Annotated in this window: 4 protein-coding genes; 3 read left to right on the top strand and 1 reads right to left on the bottom strand. The window is 69.8% G+C overall.

The genetic code is table 11. The annotated features are described in order from the left end of the window. Window positions 1-16: 16 nt before the first annotated feature. The 3 genes from RHA1_RS10780 to RHA1_RS10770 are packed head-to-tail and all read left to right on the top strand — an operon-like array spanning window position 17 to window position 16,831. Window positions 17-4,447: a condensation domain-containing protein gene (locus RHA1_RS10780; RefSeq protein ID WP_011595007.1), complete on the top strand. Its 4,431-nt coding sequence runs from the start codon at window positions 17-19 to the stop codon at window positions 4,445-4,447. Beyond that, window positions 4,444-5,304 carry a 3-hydroxyacyl-CoA dehydrogenase family protein gene (locus RHA1_RS10775; RefSeq protein WP_011595006.1) on the top strand — a complete coding sequence of 287 codons (861 nt, stop codon included), beginning with the start codon at window positions 4,444-4,446 and terminating at the stop codon, window positions 5,302-5,304. Before RHA1_RS10780 ends, RHA1_RS10775 begins: the two co-directional genes overlap by 4 nt. Beyond that, on the top strand, window positions 5,291-16,831 hold the full coding sequence (locus tag RHA1_RS10770) for a non-ribosomal peptide synthetase (protein WP_011595005.1): 11,541 nt from the start codon (window positions 5,291-5,293) through the stop codon (window positions 16,829-16,831). Before RHA1_RS10775 ends, RHA1_RS10770 begins: the two co-directional genes overlap by 14 nt. Here the strand turns inward: RHA1_RS10770 and RHA1_RS10765 are convergent. Continuing rightward, window positions 16,787-17,746, bottom strand: a complete 960-nt coding sequence (locus RHA1_RS10765; protein ID WP_009474870.1) for an alpha/beta hydrolase — start codon at window positions 17,744-17,746, stop codon at window positions 16,787-16,789. The two genes, RHA1_RS10770 and RHA1_RS10765, sit on opposite strands and share 45 nt — an antisense overlap. Between the last annotated feature and the right edge of the window lie 30 nt (window positions 17,747-17,776).

Below are 17,776 nucleotides of genomic sequence, written 5' to 3'. Positions count from 1 at the left end.
CCGGGAGGAGACAACCGTGAGCGTGCGACATCCCACACCGGGTGACGACGACATCGCCGTGGTCGGCATCGCCGCGCGCTACCCCGAGGCAGCGAACCTGGCGGAGTTCCGCGCCAACCTCGCGGCGGGCCGGGACTCGGTGCGTCCGCTGTCCCGGTCACGGGCGAAGGCGACCGGGCTGGGGCCTCCCTCCCACTACCACGCGATGGGTTTCGTCGAGGACATCTCCACGTTCGACTACGCGTTCTTCACCCTGTCGAAACGGGAAGCGTCGCTGATCGACCCGCAGCAGCGTCTCGCACTGGTCCTCGCGTATCAGGCGGTCGAGGACGCCGGTTATTCGGTGGCCGAGTTCCGCGACAGCGCGACGGCGGTGGTGTTCAGCGCCGCCACCTCGACGTATCCGGCGATGTGGGCGGAACCGGGTGTGCTGAGCACCCTGGGCAACGTTCCGTTCGCGGTGCCGGCCCGGATCGCGTACCAGCTCGGCCTCACCGGACCTTGCTACGCCGTCGATTCGGGGTGCAACGGGTCGCTCATCGCGGTGCAGCACGCCTGCCGGGAGCTGCGGTCGGGTGACGCCGATTTCGCCCTCGCGGGCGGAGTCAGTCTGCGGGTGAACGGCCTCCGCGCGGACATGGCGGAGGGATCCGCGGAACTGATGTCTCCCGGCGGGCGCTGCCGCGCGTTCGACGCGAACGCGGACGGCACCGCGGTCGGGGAGGGTGGGGCGGCTCTTCTCCTCACCACCATGGCCCGCGCCCGCGCGGATCGCGTCCCGGTCCACGCCGTGATCCGCGGCACCGCAACGGTATCCAGCGGGCATTCGTCCGCAACCATCAGCTCCCCGAGCGCGCGGGCGCAGGTGGCCGTCATCTCCCGGGCCTGGCAGAAGGCGGGTCTCACCCCGGACGATGCCGGGTACCTCGAGGCCCACGGATCGGGAACTCCACTGGGCGACGCGGTCGAACTCGAAGGGATCACGTCCGCGTTCCGGGACCGTCCCGGCGTCCTGCCGATCGGTTCGGTGAAGACCAACATCGGTCACCTCGACCACGCCGCCGGGGTGTCCGGTCTCGTGAAGGCGATCCTGAGTGTCGAGCACGGCGAGTTGTACCCGTCGCTGCACTTCGAACGACCCACCGGCGGAGTCGACCTCGCGGGCAACGGAATCGAGGTGGTCACCGAGGCCCGGATGTGGAGCGACGAGACCGGACCCCGGCGGGCCGGGGTGAGTTCGTTCAGCCTCGGCGGCATCAACGCACACTGCGTGGTGGAACAGCCGCCGGAGCGTGCCGCCGGATCCCGCGCCGGCACGACGACTCGGCTGGTCGGGGTGTCGGCGAAGAGCGTGGGCGCCCTGGCGACGCTGTGTGCCGAACTGGCGACGGCCGTGCGCGGGCACGACCTCGACGATGTGGCGTTCACCCTCAACCGCGGCCGCCCGCACCACGACCACCGGGTGGCGGTGCACGCACGCAGCATTGCCGAACTCTCGCAGTCGCTCGCTGCGCGCGCCGCCGAACTCGTCGCCCGCGGCGAGGACTCCGCACCGCCCACCCGGCAACGCCCCGCCGTGGCGTTGCTGCTGTCACCCGACCGGATGCCGCCCGCATTGCGTGGCCGCAGCCTGCCGTCGGAGCTTCCCGCCACCGGCGACGAGGCGGACCTCCTCGCAGGCCAGATCGCCGTCCACCGGGACCTCCGCGCCGCCGGCGTCACCGTCGACGCCGTCCTCAGCGGTGGCGTGTCCCGGTACGCGGCCCGGTATGTGCGGGACGCACTGTCGGCGGTGGAGGCCGCCGACATCACCGCCGCGGCCGCGGATCCCTCGATCGACACGGACCGGCTCGTCGCCGTCGCGAAGGGCATGCTCGCGGACGGACCCGTCGTCTTCGTGGAGCCGAGCCCGGAGGGACGCCTCGGGGCACTGCTCGCCGATGCCCTCCGCGACACGCCAGATGCCGAAATACTTCGCGCGACGGACACATCCGACGCGGTCACACACCTCCTCGCCGGGCTGTACGAGCGCGGAATCGACCTCGACTGGGCAGCCGTCGACCGCGGTGACGACTCTGCCTGGCGAGTGCGCCTACCCGGACACCCGCTGCGCGGTTCGCGGTGCTGGTTCGACCTCCCGGGCCAACCCGACTGGGCCGACGCCCCGGACAATCCGTCGGCGGAACCGAGCCCGCAATCGGCGACGGCCGCGCCGGAAGACAGCCTCGACTGGTTGCAGACGACACTGCGCGAGCTGCTTCACAGCGAAAGGGACGTCGGCGCCGACGACGACTATTTCGACCTCGGTGGAAACTCGCTCATCGGCATGCAACTCGTCGACCGGGTGTCGGACCGATACGGGGTCCGGCCCAAACTCATCGACCTGTACGAGCGGCCGAAGGTCGCAGACTTCGCCGCACTCCTCGCGGACGGCACGTCCGCGTCCGGTGGGCTGCCCCCGATCATGCCGCGGGGGCGGCACGTGATGTCTTTCGGTCAGGTACGCATGTGGTTCCATCACCAACTCGACGCCGTCACGACCATCTACAACCTGCCGATGGTCAGCGAATTGCACGGGCCGATTGATGAATCCGCCGTCCGGGGTATGTGGGACGATCTCGCCGCACGGCATCGGGTGCTGCTGTCCAACTACGTCGAGGTGGACGGGGAGCCGGAACTGCGGATCCGCGAATCCCTCGGCGACTTCTTCCGCACCGCCGACGTGTCGGGCGAACCGGATCCGGTGGCCGCGGCCCGGGCACTCGTACACGAGGCCGCGGTGGCACCGTTCGACCTCGCCACCGACCCGCTCGTGCGGGCACTGCTCATCAGGATCGGCCCCGACGAGCACGTCCTGCAGGTCACCACCCACCATTCCGTCAACGACGGGGGTTCGCCGAGGATCTTCGAGCAGGAACTGCCCGCCCTGTACGCGGCACGCCGCGCCGGTCGCCGCGCCGACCTCGCCCCGCTCCCCATCGAGTACTGGGACTACGCCCTGTGGCAGCGGGAACTGATCGCGAGCGCCGCGCTCGACCCCGAACTCGAATACTGGAGAACCGTCCTGGAGGACGTTCCGCTGCTCCGGCTGCCCACCGACTTCCCACGCCCGGAGCGAAAGAACTTCACCGGCGCGTTCCACACGTTCACCGTCTCCGAGGACCTGACACGGAGCCTGCGGGCCGTGGCACGCAGGGAGTCCGTCTCGCTGTTCGTGGTGCTGCTCTCCGCGTTCTACCTCCTCATGGCGAGCCGCAGCCGCCAGCGCGACCTCGTGGTCGGCACACCGACGACCGGACGTAACCGACCGGAACTGTCCGGCATGATCGGGTACTTCAACAGCACGGTGGCGCTGCGCGCCGACCTGTCCGGGGACCCGACCGTCGCGGAATTGTGCGCACGCGTGCGTGATGTGGTGCTCGGCGCCCTCGAACACCAGGAGATCCCGTTCGACCGCGTCGTCACCGCACTCACCGGCGACCGGGACCTGAGCCGGACACCCCTGTTCGACGTCTGCCACGTCCACCAGGAACTGCCGGCGCTGCAGTCGCAGCAAGGACTCACCGAGACGCTGTTCGACCAGGAGGATCCCGCGGCCATCGCGTTCGGCGGGGTGCCATCCGGCACGGCCAAGTTCGATCTCACCCTCGTCACCACGGAGCGGGCCGGCGAGGACGGCATGGCGGCCGGGCTCGAGTTCAGCACGGAACTGTTCACCGAGCAAACTGCCGCCGCGTTGTGCGCCGAGTACGTTCGCATCCTCGACGGTGTCGCGGATTCTCCGCGTACACACCCCATTTCCGTGTTCCTGACCGGCGCGGCTCCGGCGCCGGCGTCGCGACTGGTGTCGCCGCCCCTGGTCCCGGCGGATCGGCCGCGGCAGCCCTCGACCGGTGCGGAACCGCCGCGCTATTCGACCGCACGGGTGACTGCGGCGCTCGACGGAGAGCCGGGGCATCCGGAACTGCTCGCCGCCTGGCTCACCCTCCTCGCCTGGTACACGGCGCAGGACGAGGTGGCGGTGGGCACGGCCACAGGGCCGGAAGCCCCGCCGCGGCTCGTGGCCGTGGACCTGTCCGGCGACCCCACCTACCCGGAACTGGTGGAGACCGTACGCCGGGAGCTGTCCTCGGAGAATCGCGCGGCCGGCACGGCGACGCAGCACTTCCCGGTGCGCTACGACGGAGAGCGCGACGACAATGCCGAGCCGGCCGACCTGTCACCCGTCGAACTCGGGCTGTCGTGGACCCGCGGCACCACGGCGCTCACCCTCGAACTCGACTACGCCACCGACCTCTTCGACCGGAGCACGGCCACCGCGATGCTCACCGACCTCCAGCGGCTGCTGCCCGGACTCGAGGCTCACCCCGACCTGCCCACCCAGGAGGTGGCAATGGAGTACGTGCACCAGGACGACACCGGCTTCACCACGGAGGCAGTGCGATGACGAGTGGCAGCGTGATGAGCGTCGGTGTGGTCGGGGCGGGAACCATGGGCGCCGGGGTGGCCGAATGTCTCGCGCAGGCCGGCCACGACGTGATCGTCGTCGACCCCGACCCGCAGGCTGTCGACCAGGCCCGGTCGCGGATGCGCGACTCGCTGCGGCTGGCGATACTGCTCGGCAGGGCCGGTGGCCCGAAACCCGCCGAGGTCACCGCGCGGGTGCACTGGACCGGGGAGATGACCGATCTGCGAGACGCCGCCGTCGTCATCGAATGCGTCCCCGAGCGAATCGACCTCAAGGAGAAGGTCTTCGCCGAACTGGACCGTGTGTGCGCACCCGACGCGCTACTCGCGTCGTGCACCTCCGGCATCCCCGTCGACCGTCTCGCGGACACCACCACGAGGCCGGAACGGGTTGTCGGACTGCACTTCATGAACCCCGCCCCGCTCAAGGACACCGTCGAGGTGGTGCGGGGACCGCGGACGTCGCCGCAGTCGCTGGACCGTGCGCTGGCGCTCCTCGCCTCCTTGAACAAGACCGGCATCGTCGTCGGCGACGGACCCGGATTCCTGCTCAACCGTGTCCTCATGCTGTGCATCGCCGAGGCGGCAGCCGCGCTCGGCGACGGAATCGCCGACGCGGAGACCACCGATGCGTTGTTCGAAGGCTGCCTCGGCCACCCGATGGGACCACTGCGGACCGCGGACCTGATCGGCCTGGACAACGTCCACGACACGATGACCGCGCTGCGCGAATTGACCGGTGACGACCACTACCGCCCGCCCGAGTCGCTCGTCGCCCTGGTCGAGGCCGGTCATCTCGGGCGTAAGACCGGGCGAGGATTCCATGAGTACCGGTGAGGTGCTGCCCCTCACCTACGACCAGCTCGCGGTGCTCCGTGCCGGGGCGCGCGACGCCTCCTTCGGTCAGTATCTCGAACTCGACGGGCCGCTCGACGAAGACCGATTCTGCCGGGCACTGCAGAAGACGTTGGCCGAATGCACCGGCCTGCACAGTACTTTCGTGCTCGACGGCCCGGAACCCGGCCAGGTCACCGGCGCCGCGGTGACCGGCGCGGACGTCCTCGACGCCGCCGCGTCCGACGATCCCGGCCGACTCGTGACGACGTGGATCGACCACGAGCTGAACCGCCCCATGGAACCCGGCACCGGACCGCTGTACGTGCACGTCCTGTTCCGGCTGCCCCACGGCAGATACGGGTGGTTCCAGCGCTACCACCGGCTGGTGAACGACCAACCGGGCATGACGGTGATCGTCCGCCGCACCGCCGAGGCCTACGAGACGGGGGCCGCCGCTCCCACCTCGCCGCCCGAGTCCCGGCCGTTCGTGTCGCCCTCCGTTCCGCTGACCGCCGATGCGCGATACCGCGAGAGCGCCGCGTGGGCGGACGACCGCCGCTACTGGGAGCACCTGCTCGCCGGAGCGTCGCGACACGAGACCCCGCCCGAACCGATCGCCGGAGGGGAGAACCTCGGCCCGTTCACCGTTCCCGCCGACGGCGCGCTCGTGCGGCTCGCACGCCGCAGCGGCGGTGGTCCCGACGCTGTCCTGCTCGCCGCGCTGGCGGTGTACTTGCACAGCCGCACCGCCGTCGACGACGTTCTGGTCGGGCACCGGTCGCGCGGATCCACCACACCCGTGAGACTTTCCCTCGCACCGCAACTCACATTCGACACGCTGACACGGCACGTGGGTCTGCAGCTCCGGCGATCCCGACGACACCGGTACCTCGCTTCCGAAGATGGCGCGGCGGACTCCTGCCCGGTGGCGGGCGGCATGCGGGAACCGCTCGGCGTCGAGCGCATCGGCGAGGGTGCCGTCGCCGTCGTGAAGCGATGGGACTCCGGCGGCGACGGGATGGTCGTGGACGTCGACGACCGCGACGGGTCCTGGACCGTCGACGTGCACGGACCCGGCGACGCGCAGCGCCTCTCCCACATCCTCGCCGCCGCGGTCGGGGCACCGGATACACCGCTCGCCGGGCTGGATGTGTTGGGTTCGGGTGAGCGGGGGGTGTTGGTGCCGGTGCGGGGTGGGGTGGGTGTGGGGGTGCGGTTGTTGCCGGAGATTTTGGCGGGGGGTGTGGGGTTGGGTGGGGGTGGGGTGGCGGTGTCGTGTGGGGGTGTGGAGTTGTCGTATGGGGAGTTGGATGAGTGGTCGAATCGGTGGGCGCGGGTGTTGATCGGGCGGGGTGTGGGTCCGGAGTTGGTGGTGGGGGTGGCGGTGCCGCGGTCGGTGGAGTTGGTGGTGGCGGTGTGGGCGGTGGTGAAGTCGGGGGCGGCGTTCGTGCCGGTGGATCCGGTGTTGCCGGAGGTGCGGGTGCGGGAGTTGTTGGTGGATTCGGGTGCGGTGGTGGGGTTGTCGGTGTCGGGGGTGGTGTTGCCGTCGGTGGTGGAGTGGTTGCGGGTTGATGATGTGTCGGTGGTGGAGGGGGTGTCGGGGGGTGTGGTGTCGGATGGGGAGCGGACGAGGCGGTTGGTGGGTGGGTGTGCGGCGTATGTGATGTATACGTCGGGGTCGACGGGGCGTCCGAAGGGGGTGGTGGTGACGCATGGGGGGTTGGCGAATTTGGTTGAGGAGGTGCGGGTTCGGTTTGGTTTGTGGTCGGGGTGTCGGGTGTCGCATGTGGCGTCGCCGAGTTTTGATGCGTCGGTGTACGAGTGGTTGATGGCGTTTTCGGTGGGGGCGCGGTTGGTGGTGGCGCCGCCGGGGGTGTTCGGGGGTGCGGCGTTGGGGGAGTGGTTGGGGGTCAATGGGGTGACGCATTGTTTTGTGACGCCGTCGGTGTTGGCGACGGTGGAGGAGGGGGCGTTGGGGTCGGTGCGGGTGTTGGTGGTGGCGGGGGAGGTGTTGGGGTCGGAGTTGGTGGCGCGGTGGGCGCCGGGGCGGGAGTTGTTCGATGCGTATGGGCCGACTGAGGTGACGGTGCAGGCGACGGTGAGTGATGCGTTGGTGGCGGGGGGTGTGGTGACGGTGGGTGGTCCGGCGGTGGGGGTGGAGGTGGTGGTGCTGGATGGGTGGTTGCGGCCGGTGCCGGTGGGTGTGGTGGGGGAGTTGTATGTGGGGGGTGCGGGGTTGGCGCGGGGGTATTTGGGGCGGGCGGGGTTGACGGCGGCGTCGTTTGTGGCGGATCCGTTCGGGGGTGTGGGTTCGCGGTTGTATCGGACGGGGGATTTGGTGCGGTGGGATGGGTTGGGGTCGTTGGTGTTTGTGGGGCGGGCTGATTTTCAGGTGAAGGTGCGGGGGCAGCGGGTGGAGTTGGGGGAGGTGGAGTCGGTGTTGGGGCGGTGTCCGGGGGTGGCGGCTGCGGTGGTGGTGGTGGGTGAGGGTGGTCGGTTGGTGGGGTATGTGGTGCCGGAGGTGGGGGTGCGGGTGGATCCGGGTGTGGTGGTGGAGTTTGCGGGGTCGGTGTTGCCGGGGGGTGTGGTGCCGTCGGTGGTGGTGGTGTTGGGGGAGTTGCCGGTGACGGCGAGTGGGAAGTTGGATCGTGCCGCACTCCCCGCACCCGTCGTTGCCCGCGGACCACACCGCGCGCCACGGACAGCGGCGGAGCACACGCTGGCGTCGGTGTTCGCCGAGGTACTCGGGCTCGACCACGTCGGGTTGGACGAGTCGTTCTTCGCGCTGGGCGGCGACAGCATCCTGTCGATCCGGCTCGTATCCCGTGCCAAGGCACGAGGATTGGTGTTCACGCCGCAGCAGGTGTTCGAGCACCGGACCGTGGCCGCGCTCGCGGCGGAATCGGAGATCGCGGACGGTGAGACCACAATCGCCCTCGCCGAACTCGCGGGCGGCGGAATCGGCACGTTCCCGCCGACGCCGGTGGTCCGGTACCTGATCGAGCGCGGCGGGCACTTCGAGCGGTTCAGCCAGAGCGTGCTGCTCGACCTCCCGGACGGCATCGACCCCGACCGGCTCCTCGCGACGATCACGGCGGTGCTCGCACGACACGACATGCTGCGGTCGCGGCTCTACCAGGACGCGAACGGGCAGTGGCAGATGGAGACTCGTGCCGCAACCGAGATCGACGCCGACACACTGGTCCGACGCATCGCCTTCGACCCGGCGACCGATCCCGGCACGCTGGCAGACCTGCTCGCGACCGAACACCAGGCGGCCGTGGAGAGATTGCGCCCGTCCGACGGGGTGGTCGTCCAGTTCGTGTGGCTCGACCCGGAGCCCTCCGCCGCGCCCCCGGCCCGGACGGGACGAGTGATCGTGGTCGCGCACCACCTCGCGGTCGACGGGGTGTCGTGGCGGATTCTGCTGCCCGACTTCGCCGCCGCCTGGTACCAGGTCAGCACAGGGAGCGTGCCGTCCCTCCCGGAACCGGCGACGTCGATGCGCCGATGGGCGCACGCGCTGGCCGACGAAGCTATCCGAAGCGAGAGAGCCGCCGAACTGGTGTGGTGGCAGAACGTCGTCGACGGCCCCGACCCGCCGATCACCGAACGCCCCCTCGACCCGGGCCGGGACCTCGCGACTGCGCTGCGGGACGTGAGTGTCGAGACCGCCCCCGACGATACGTCTGTTCTGCTCACACGCCTGCCGGGGCTGTATCACGGGGGTGTCCTCGACGTCCTGCTGACGGCGCTGGTGGTGGCGTCGTCGAGGTGGCGAGCCGAGCGGGGGATCCCGGGAACGTCGATGCTGATCCGGCTGGAAGGGCACGGCCGGGAGCAGCAGGTGGTGCCGGGCGCCGACCTGTCCCGCACCGTCGGCTGGTTCACCACGGTCTTTCCGGTCCGCGTCGATCTCCAGGGTATCGACCTCGACGACGCGCTGACCGGCGGCCACGACATGGGCAGCGCCGTGAAACGCGTGAAGGAACACCTCCGGGCAGTGCCCGACATGGGGATCGGCTACGGACTGCTCCGCTACCTGAATCCGGACACGGCCGGCAGCCTGCCGAGAACCGAACCCGGGCAGATCAGCTTCAACTACCTCGGACAGGTTCCGGATTCGGCGGATCACGACACCGCGGTCGGCTGGAGCCCCGCCGACGGGTTCGGCGACCTGCGGTACGTCCCGGACCCCGACATGCCGGCGTCTGCCGCCATCGAGGTCAACGCGATCGTGATCGGCGGACGACTCCGGGTCGGGTTCGGTTTCCCGGACACCCTGCTCGCACATGCCGAGGTGGACACGCTGGCAGAACGGTGGCGGGAAGCGTTGTCCGCATTGGTGTCCCACGCTCGCGGCGGGGACGCAGGCGGACTCACACCGTCGGACGTTCCCCTCGTCGACGTGACCCAGAGCGACCTCGACACCTGGGAGGAGCGCTTCGGCGCGCTCACCGACGTGTGGCCGCCCGCACCCCTGCAGGCCGGGTTGCTGTTCCACGCCCTGCTCGCGAAACCGTCGATCGACGCGTACACGGTGCAGGTGGAACTGCACCTGAAGGGGGACGTCGACCCGGACCGGATGCGCCGCGCCGCACAGGCATTGCTGGATCGGCACGCGAATCTGCGGGTGGCGTTCGTCCCCGCCCGAGACGGAACCTTCGTCCAGGTGGTTCCCGCTGCCGTCGACCTGCCGTTCCGCGAGATCGACCTCACGGACCTGCCCGAGGCCGCGCGCACCGCCGAACTGGACCGGGCCCTCACCGCCGACCGGGCCGCGCCGTTCGACACCACCCGGGCCCCACTGGTGCGGTTCCTGCTCGTGACGACCGGCAGCCACGAATCGCGGCTCGTGTGGACCAATCACCACACCCTCCTCGACGGATGGTCGATGCCGTTGGCGATCCGCGAACTGCTCGCGCTCTACATGGCCGGAGACGATGGGTCGGCGTTGCCGCGACCCCGGCCCTACCGAGACTTCCTGTCGTGGCTGCATCGCCGGGACCCCGCGGAAGCACGAGCGGCGTGGGCGACCGCGCTCGCCGGCGTCGACGGTCCGACACTGCTGCTGGCGGACGCACGGGGACGGCCGCTGTCGGCCCCTCCCGAGAGCGCCCTGTTCACCCTGCCCGAGGATCTGACCGCCGACCTCACCACCCTGGCGCGTACCCGCAACACGACACTGAACACGGTGACACAGGTGGCGTGGGGCATCGTGCTCGGCGCTGCGACGTCCCGCCACGACGTGACGTTCGGAAGCACCGTGTCCGGGCGGTCGCCGCACCTGACCGGCGTCGAATCGATGATCGGATTGTTCGTCAACACCGTGCCCACACGCATCACGCTGAACCCCCGGGAAACGCTGGGCCGACTGCTCGACCGGACACAAGCGGAACAGGCAGCCCTCCTCGACCACCACCACCTCGGTCTCGCCGACATCCAGCGAGCAGCCGGCCCCGACATCGGGTTCGACACGGCAACCGTCTTCGAGTCGTACCCGATCGACCGGGGAGGCCTGACCGAGAACACCGACCTCGCCGGCATCCGGGTGGTCGACGTGCGCGGCGTCGACGCCACACATTATCCGCTGAGCGTCGCCTTCTCGGTGGACACGCAGCTGCGCATGACGTTTCACTACCGACCCGACCTGGTCGACAGGGCCACCGTCGACGCGATGGCAGGCCGGGTCACCCGGGTGCTCGAGGCGATGGCCTCCGATCCGGATGTCACGGTGGCTCGTGTGGATGTGTTGGGTTCGGGTGAGCGGGGGGTGTTGGTGCCGGTGCGGGGTGGGGTGGGTGTGGGGGTGCGGTTGTTGCCGGAGATTTTGGCGGGGGGTGTGGGGTTGGGTGGGGGTGGGGTGGCGGTGTCGTGTGGGGGTGTGGAGTTGTCGTATGGGGAGTTGGATGAGTGGTCGAATCGGTGGGCGCGGGTGTTGATCGGGCGGGGTGTGGGTCCGGAGTTGGTGGTGGGGGTGGCGGTGCCGCGGTCGGTGGAGTTGGTGGTGGCGGTGTGGGCGGTGGTGAAGTCGGGGGCGGCGTTCGTGCCGGTGGATCCGGTGTTGCCGGAGGTGCGGGTGCGGGAGTTGTTGGTGGATTCGGGTGCGGTGGTGGGGTTGTCGGTGTCGGGGGTGGTGTTGCCGTCGGTGGTGGAGTGGTTGCGGGTTGATGATGTGTCGGTGGTGGAGGGGGTGTCGGGGGGTGTGGTGTCGGATGGGGAGCGGACGAGGCGGTTGGTGGGTGGGTGTGCGGCGTATGTGATGTATACGTCGGGGTCGACGGGGCGTCCGAAGGGGGTGGTGGTGACGCATGGGGGGTTGGCGAATTTGGTTGAGGAGGTGCGGGTTCGGTTTGGTTTGTGGTCGGGGTGTCGGGTGTCGCATGTGGCGTCGCCGAGTTTTGATGCGTCGGTGTACGAGTGGTTGATGGCGTTTTCGGTGGGGGCGCGGTTGGTGGTGGCGCCGCCGGGGGTGTTCGGGGGTGCGGCGTTGGGGGAGTGGTTGGGGGTCAATGGGGTGACGCATTGTTTTGTGACGCCGTCGGTGTTGGCGACGGTGGAGGAGGGGGCGTTGGGGTCGGTGCGGGTGTTGGTGGTGGCGGGGGAGGTGTTGGGGTCGGAGTTGGTGGCGCGGTGGGCGCCGGGGCGGGAGTTGTTCGATGCGTATGGGCCGACTGAGGTGACGGTGCAGGCGACGGTGAGTGATGCGTTGGTGGCGGGGGGTGTGGTGACGGTGGGTGGTCCGGCGGTGGGGGTGGAGGTGGTGGTGCTGGATGGGTGGTTGCGGCCGGTGCCGGTGGGTGTGGTGGGGGAGTTGTATGTGGGGGGTGCGGGGTTGGCGCGGGGGTATTTGGGGCGGGCGGGGTTGACGGCGGCGTCGTTTGTGGCGGATCCGTTCGGGGGTGTGGGTTCGCGGTTGTATCGGACGGGGGATTTGGTGCGGTGGGATGGGTTGGGGTCGTTGGTGTTTGTGGGGCGGGCTGATTTTCAGGTGAAGGTGCGGGGGCAGCGGGTGGAGTTGGGGGAGGTGGAGTCGGTGTTGGGGCGGTGTCCGGGGGTGGCGGCTGCGGTGGTGGTGGTGGTGGGTGAGGGTGGTCGGTTGGTGGGGTATGTGGTGCCGGAGGTGGGGGTGCGGGTGGATCCGGGTGTGGTGGTGGAGTTTGCGGGGTCGGTGTTGCCGGGGGGTGTGGTGCCGTCGGTGGTGGTGGTGTTGGGGGAGTTGCCGGTGACGGCGAGTGGGAAGTTGGATCGTGCCGCACTCCCCGCACCGGACGCTCCGGTGCGTCGATTCCGGGCTCCGGCAACCCCGTTCGAGGCCGTCATCGCCGAGGTGTACGGCGACGTCCTCGGTGTCGACCGCGTCGGTGCCGACGACAACTTCTTCCGGTTGGGCGGAGATTCGCTGTCGGCCACCCGGGTCGTTGCACGGGTCGATGCCGCTCTCGGCGTCGACGTCGGCGTGCACGCTCTGTTCGAGGCGCCCACCGTGACAGGGTTCGCGGAGCGCGCGGCGAAAGCAGGAGTGCTGACGCACCGGCCGGAGTTGCGGGCGGCGCCGCGCCCCGAGCGTATTCCCCTGTCCCTGGCCCAGACCCGCATGTGGTTCCTCAACCAGTTCGACACCTCTTCGCCCGCCTACAACATCGCCATGGCGTTCCGGCTCACCGGCGCACTCGACCTCGACGCACTGCGGTCCGCGATGACCGATGTGGTGGAGCGTCACGAATCGCTCCGCACCCGGTTTCCGATGGCCGGCGACGAACCGGTGCAGGTGATCCTCGCGGCTGCGGATTCGGTGCCGGACCTGCCCGTCGCGACCGTGTCGAGTGACGCGGAGTTGCAGGAACGGCTGTCGGCGGCCGTCTCGGAAGGGTTCGACGTCACCGGGCAGATCCCCTTGCGGGCCGCCGTGTTCGAGACCTCCGACACCGACAGGGTGCTGCTGGTCGTGGTCCACCACATCGTCGCGGACGGCGTGTCGATGGTCCCGCTCGCACGCGACATGATGGTGGCGTACACCGCGCGGGCGGCCGGGCACGCCCCGGAGTGGCATCCGCCGACGGTCCAGTACGCCGACTTCACGCTCTGGCAGCGCCAACTCCTCGGGGCGGAAGACGATCCGCAGTCGATGGTGTCGCAGCAACTGGACTACTGGCGCACCACGCTGGCCGGTCTCCCCGCCGCCCTCGACCTGCCCTCCGACCGCCCGCGGTCGATGCAACGCACGCCCGACGGGAGCAGGGTCGGATTCGAGATCGACGCCGGTCTGCACCGCCGGCTGCTGGCGACGGCGTCCACGCACCAGTCGACCGTGTTCATGGTCGCGCACGCCGCGCTGGCCGCCTTCCTCGCGAGGATGTCCGGCACCGAGGACATCGCCGTCGGCACCCCGGTGGCCGGGCGCGGCGAGGCCGCACTCGACGACGTCGTCGGAATGTTCGTCAACACCGTGGTGCTGCGGACCCTCGTCTCCGACGCGAGCCGGTTCTCCGAACTGCTCGAGCAGGTGCGTGACGTCGATCTCGGTGCGTACGCCCACGCCGAGGTGCCGTTCGAGAAGGTCGTCGAAGCGCTCGATCCGCCCCGCTCGACGGCACATTCACCGCTGTTCCAGGTGCTGCTCGAGTTCCAGAACGTCGAACGCCCCGACCTTTCGCTGCCCGGCGTCGAGGTCGAGGGCATCGACCTCGGTGCCACGATCGCCAGGTTCGACCTGCAACTGACGTTGTCCGAGGAGTACACGGACGACGGAACGCCGGCAGGCATCACCGCCGGTTTCACCTACGCCACCGACCTTTTCGACGCCGAAACCGTCGCCGGCCTGGCCGACCGGTTCGTCCGAATGCTCGATGCGGCCGTCACCGACCCGTCGATCCGGGTCGGCGACCTCGAGATCCTCGATGCCCTCGAACGGGACGAACTCGTGCCCGTGCGCGGCTTCCCCGCGGTCGCGGAACGCACCCTCCCGGACGTCCTCACCGCCGGCGCCGCGCCCGCCCCGGGGGCCACCGCAGTGTCGTGCGACGGCGTCATCGTGACGTACCGGGAACTCGACGAGCGGTCGAACCGGCTGGCCAGGGCCCTGATCCGCCGAGGTGCCGGTCCGGACGCGTTCGTCGCGATCGGCGTGCCGCGATCGATCGAATGGGTGCTGTCGGTGTGGGCGGTCGCGAAATCGGGGGCGGCGTACGTGCCGGTCGATCCCACCCTGCCGCCCGCGCGCACCGGCGGCATGCTCGAGGATTCGGGTGCGGTGCTCGGGCTGACGGTGACGGCGTACCGTGACCGGTTGCCCGGGGTGGTGCCGTGGCTGCTGCTCGACGATCCCGAGGTGGCGAACGGATACTCCGGCGACCCGGTGATCGACGCCGATCGTCTCCGCCCGCTGAGGGTCGAACACGCGGCTTTCCTGCTCTACACGTCGGGGTCGACGGGAACACCGAAGGGGGTCGTGCTCACGCACGGCGGACTCGCGAATCTCGCAGTCGAGGAACGGGAACGGTTCGCGTCCATGCACGGTGCGCGGGTGTCGCATCTCGCGTCGCCGAGCTTCGACGCGTCATTGTTCGAACTGCTGATGGCGTTCGCCGTCGGCGCGACACTGGTCGTCGTGCCACCGACCGTCCTCGGGGGACGGGAACTGGCCGAACTCCTCGCGAGCGAACACGTCTCGCACGCGTTCTTCACCCCCACGATCCTGGACACCCTCCGTCCCGAGGACCTCCCGTCCCTGCGGATTCTCGCCGTCGCGGGCGAGCGGTTCCCACCCGAACTGGCCGACCGCTGGACCCTGGGACGATTCGTCTTCAACGGATACGGACCCACCGAGGCGACAGTGCAGACCACGGTCAGCGAGGTGCTGTCCCCCGACGAACCGGTGAACGTCGGAGGTCCCGGGCGGGGCGTCGAGGTGATCGTGGTGAACACCTGGTTGCAGCCCGTTCCGGTGGGCGTGATCGGGGAACTGTACGTCGCGGGGCCGGGGCTCGCGCGCGGCTACCACCGGCGGTCGGCGCTGACGGCCGGATCCTTCGTGGCGAACCCGTTCGGCGAACCCGGCTCCCGCATGTACCGGACCGGCGACCTCGTGCGGTGGAGCGAGATCGGCAGGCTGGAGTATGTGGGACGCAACGACTTCCAGGTGAAGATCCGTGGCCAGCGGGTGGAACTCGGCGAGATCGAATCGGTGCTGGCCCGCTGCGACGGTGTCGGCCGCGCGGCGGTCACCGTGCACAGCGGCACCGGCGACCGGCTGGTGGGATACGTGACGGCCGAAGCCGGTGCAAGTATCGACACCGCCGAGGTACTCCGGTACGCCGGATCCCACCTCGCGCCGTACATGGTGCCGGCCCAGCTGGTGGTGCTCGACCGGCTGCCCGTCGGCCGCACCGGCAAGCTCGACCGGCGAGCGCTACCCGCACCGGTGCTCGCGCCCCGAGAGTTCCGGGCACCCGCCACCCCGGTCGAGGAGGCGGTGGCGGAGGTCTTCGCCGACGTCCTCGGCATCGACCGCGTCGGGGCCGACGACGACTTCTTCGAATTGGGCGGGAACTCGCTCGTCGCGACCCGGGTGGCGTCCGCGCTCCGCGACCGGCTCGGCACCGACGTCGTCCTGCAGTGGATCTTCCGCAACCCCAGCCCGGAGGGCCTGGCTCGCCGCATCGTCGACCCGTCAGCCCTCGGAAGCGTGCCCGCGGACGACGTGCTGAACGTCGTCGTTCCGTTCCGGGCGTCCGGTGCGCAACCCGCGCTGTTCTGCGTGCACCCGGCAGGCGGGCTTGCGCTGGGATACGCCGGACTGATGAAGTACGTCTCGCCCGACCGTCCGGTGTACGGGCTGCAGCTGCCGATCCTCAGCGGCGGAACGACGTTCGAGTCGATGGCGCAGCTCGCCCACCGGTACGTCGTCGAGATGCGCGCGGTGCAGCCCCACGGCCCCTACCACCTACTGGGCTGGTCCCTCGGCGGCGTCATCGCCCAGGCCGTCGCCGTCGAACTCCGTGAGTCCGGCGCCGAGGTCGGCACACTCGCGATGATGGACAGCTACGTCGCGGAGGGCGACAACTTCGGTGACCTCGAGGTGAACGCCGAGGAGTGGCTGCACGGGCTGGGTGTCGAGTTCGAGGGCGAGGGCGGCGACACCGGCACGTCGTACCGCGAGCAGTTGGTCGAGATGCTCGGACGATCCTTCGGCCGCGACCCCGCGTTCGCGTCGACCCTCCTCGGTCGCATCAGCACCGGCCTGGAGAACTCGAAGGAGATCTCCACCGGATACCGGCCGCGGGTGTTCGACGGCGACCTGGTGTTCTTCAGCGCCGCGCATTCCGCCGACGGGGAAGAAGGCGAACGGCCGTCGCCGAGCGTGTGGCAGCCCGCGATCACCGGCGTGATCGTCGAGCACAAGGTGGAATGCGACCACCTGCGGATGACCACGCCGGAAGCGCTCGCGGTCATCGGGCCGATCCTGGAGCGCTCCCTGGGGTCACGCCCCGATCGCACCGCCGATGACGGGCCAGGACTCCCGTAACTCGGTCTCGAACAGCCCCCACGAATGCGTGCCCTGCGAGACGTAGGCGAACGTGGCGGGAATCCCCAGCGAATTCAGCCGCGACTGGAACGCGGCCGCACACACGTTGGTCACCATCTCGACGACGCTGCCGCCGATCGTCTGAGGCACCACCAGCACCGGGTCGTGGTTGTCGATGCTGCCGGGAAGTCCGTTGCCGCTCGAGACGAACAACTCTGTGCCCCGCAGACGTTCGGCGTTCAGCATCGGGTCGTGCACCCGCCACCGCGGGTCCACGACGGAGCCCCACATGTTGGCCGCATTGCCGCCGCCCCGCAATTCCACCATCGACCGCACCATCGCCTGGCCCAGCAGTCCGCTCGTCGCGGCACACCCGCTGTACGAGCCGACGGCCCGGTAGAACCCCGGAACCTGCACGGCGAGGTCGAGTACCGCGCCGCCCGCCATCGACACCCCGCCGATGGCGTTCGACCCGGTGGTCGCGAACCGGCTGTCGACGGCCGCGGGGAGTTCGCTCGTCAGGTACGTCTGCCACTTGTTCCGGCCGAGGACCGGATCGTCGGCATCCCAATCGGTGTACATGCTGTACTGGCCGCCGATCGGCATTACCACGGTGACATGCTTGTCGGCGAAGAAGTCCCGCACACCGGTGTTGTTGAACCAGGAGATCCCGTCCGACCCGCCGCCGATGCCGGTGAGTAGGTAGAAGGTCGGCGCCGGACCGTCAGATGCGGGAGAGATGACGTCGTTGGCCACCCACCGGCCCATCGACTCCGAATACACGTCCACCCTGGTGATGCGGGGCTCCGCCGAAACCGACGGCGGGCCGAGCGCCGCCCACCCGGAAACGACCAGCAGCATCACCGCCAGTACACGCAGAGAGAACGCGGATCGCAGAGCTTCGAACGGTCGCATGGACGCCCCCTGGCTGTGGCCTGCCCTTCC

It is taken from the genome of Rhodococcus jostii RHA1 (assembly GCF_000014565.1).
GTDB lineage: Bacteria > Actinomycetota > Actinomycetes > Mycobacteriales > Mycobacteriaceae > Rhodococcus_F > Rhodococcus_F jostii_A.
This window is presented reverse-complemented; position numbering and strand designations above follow the sequence as displayed.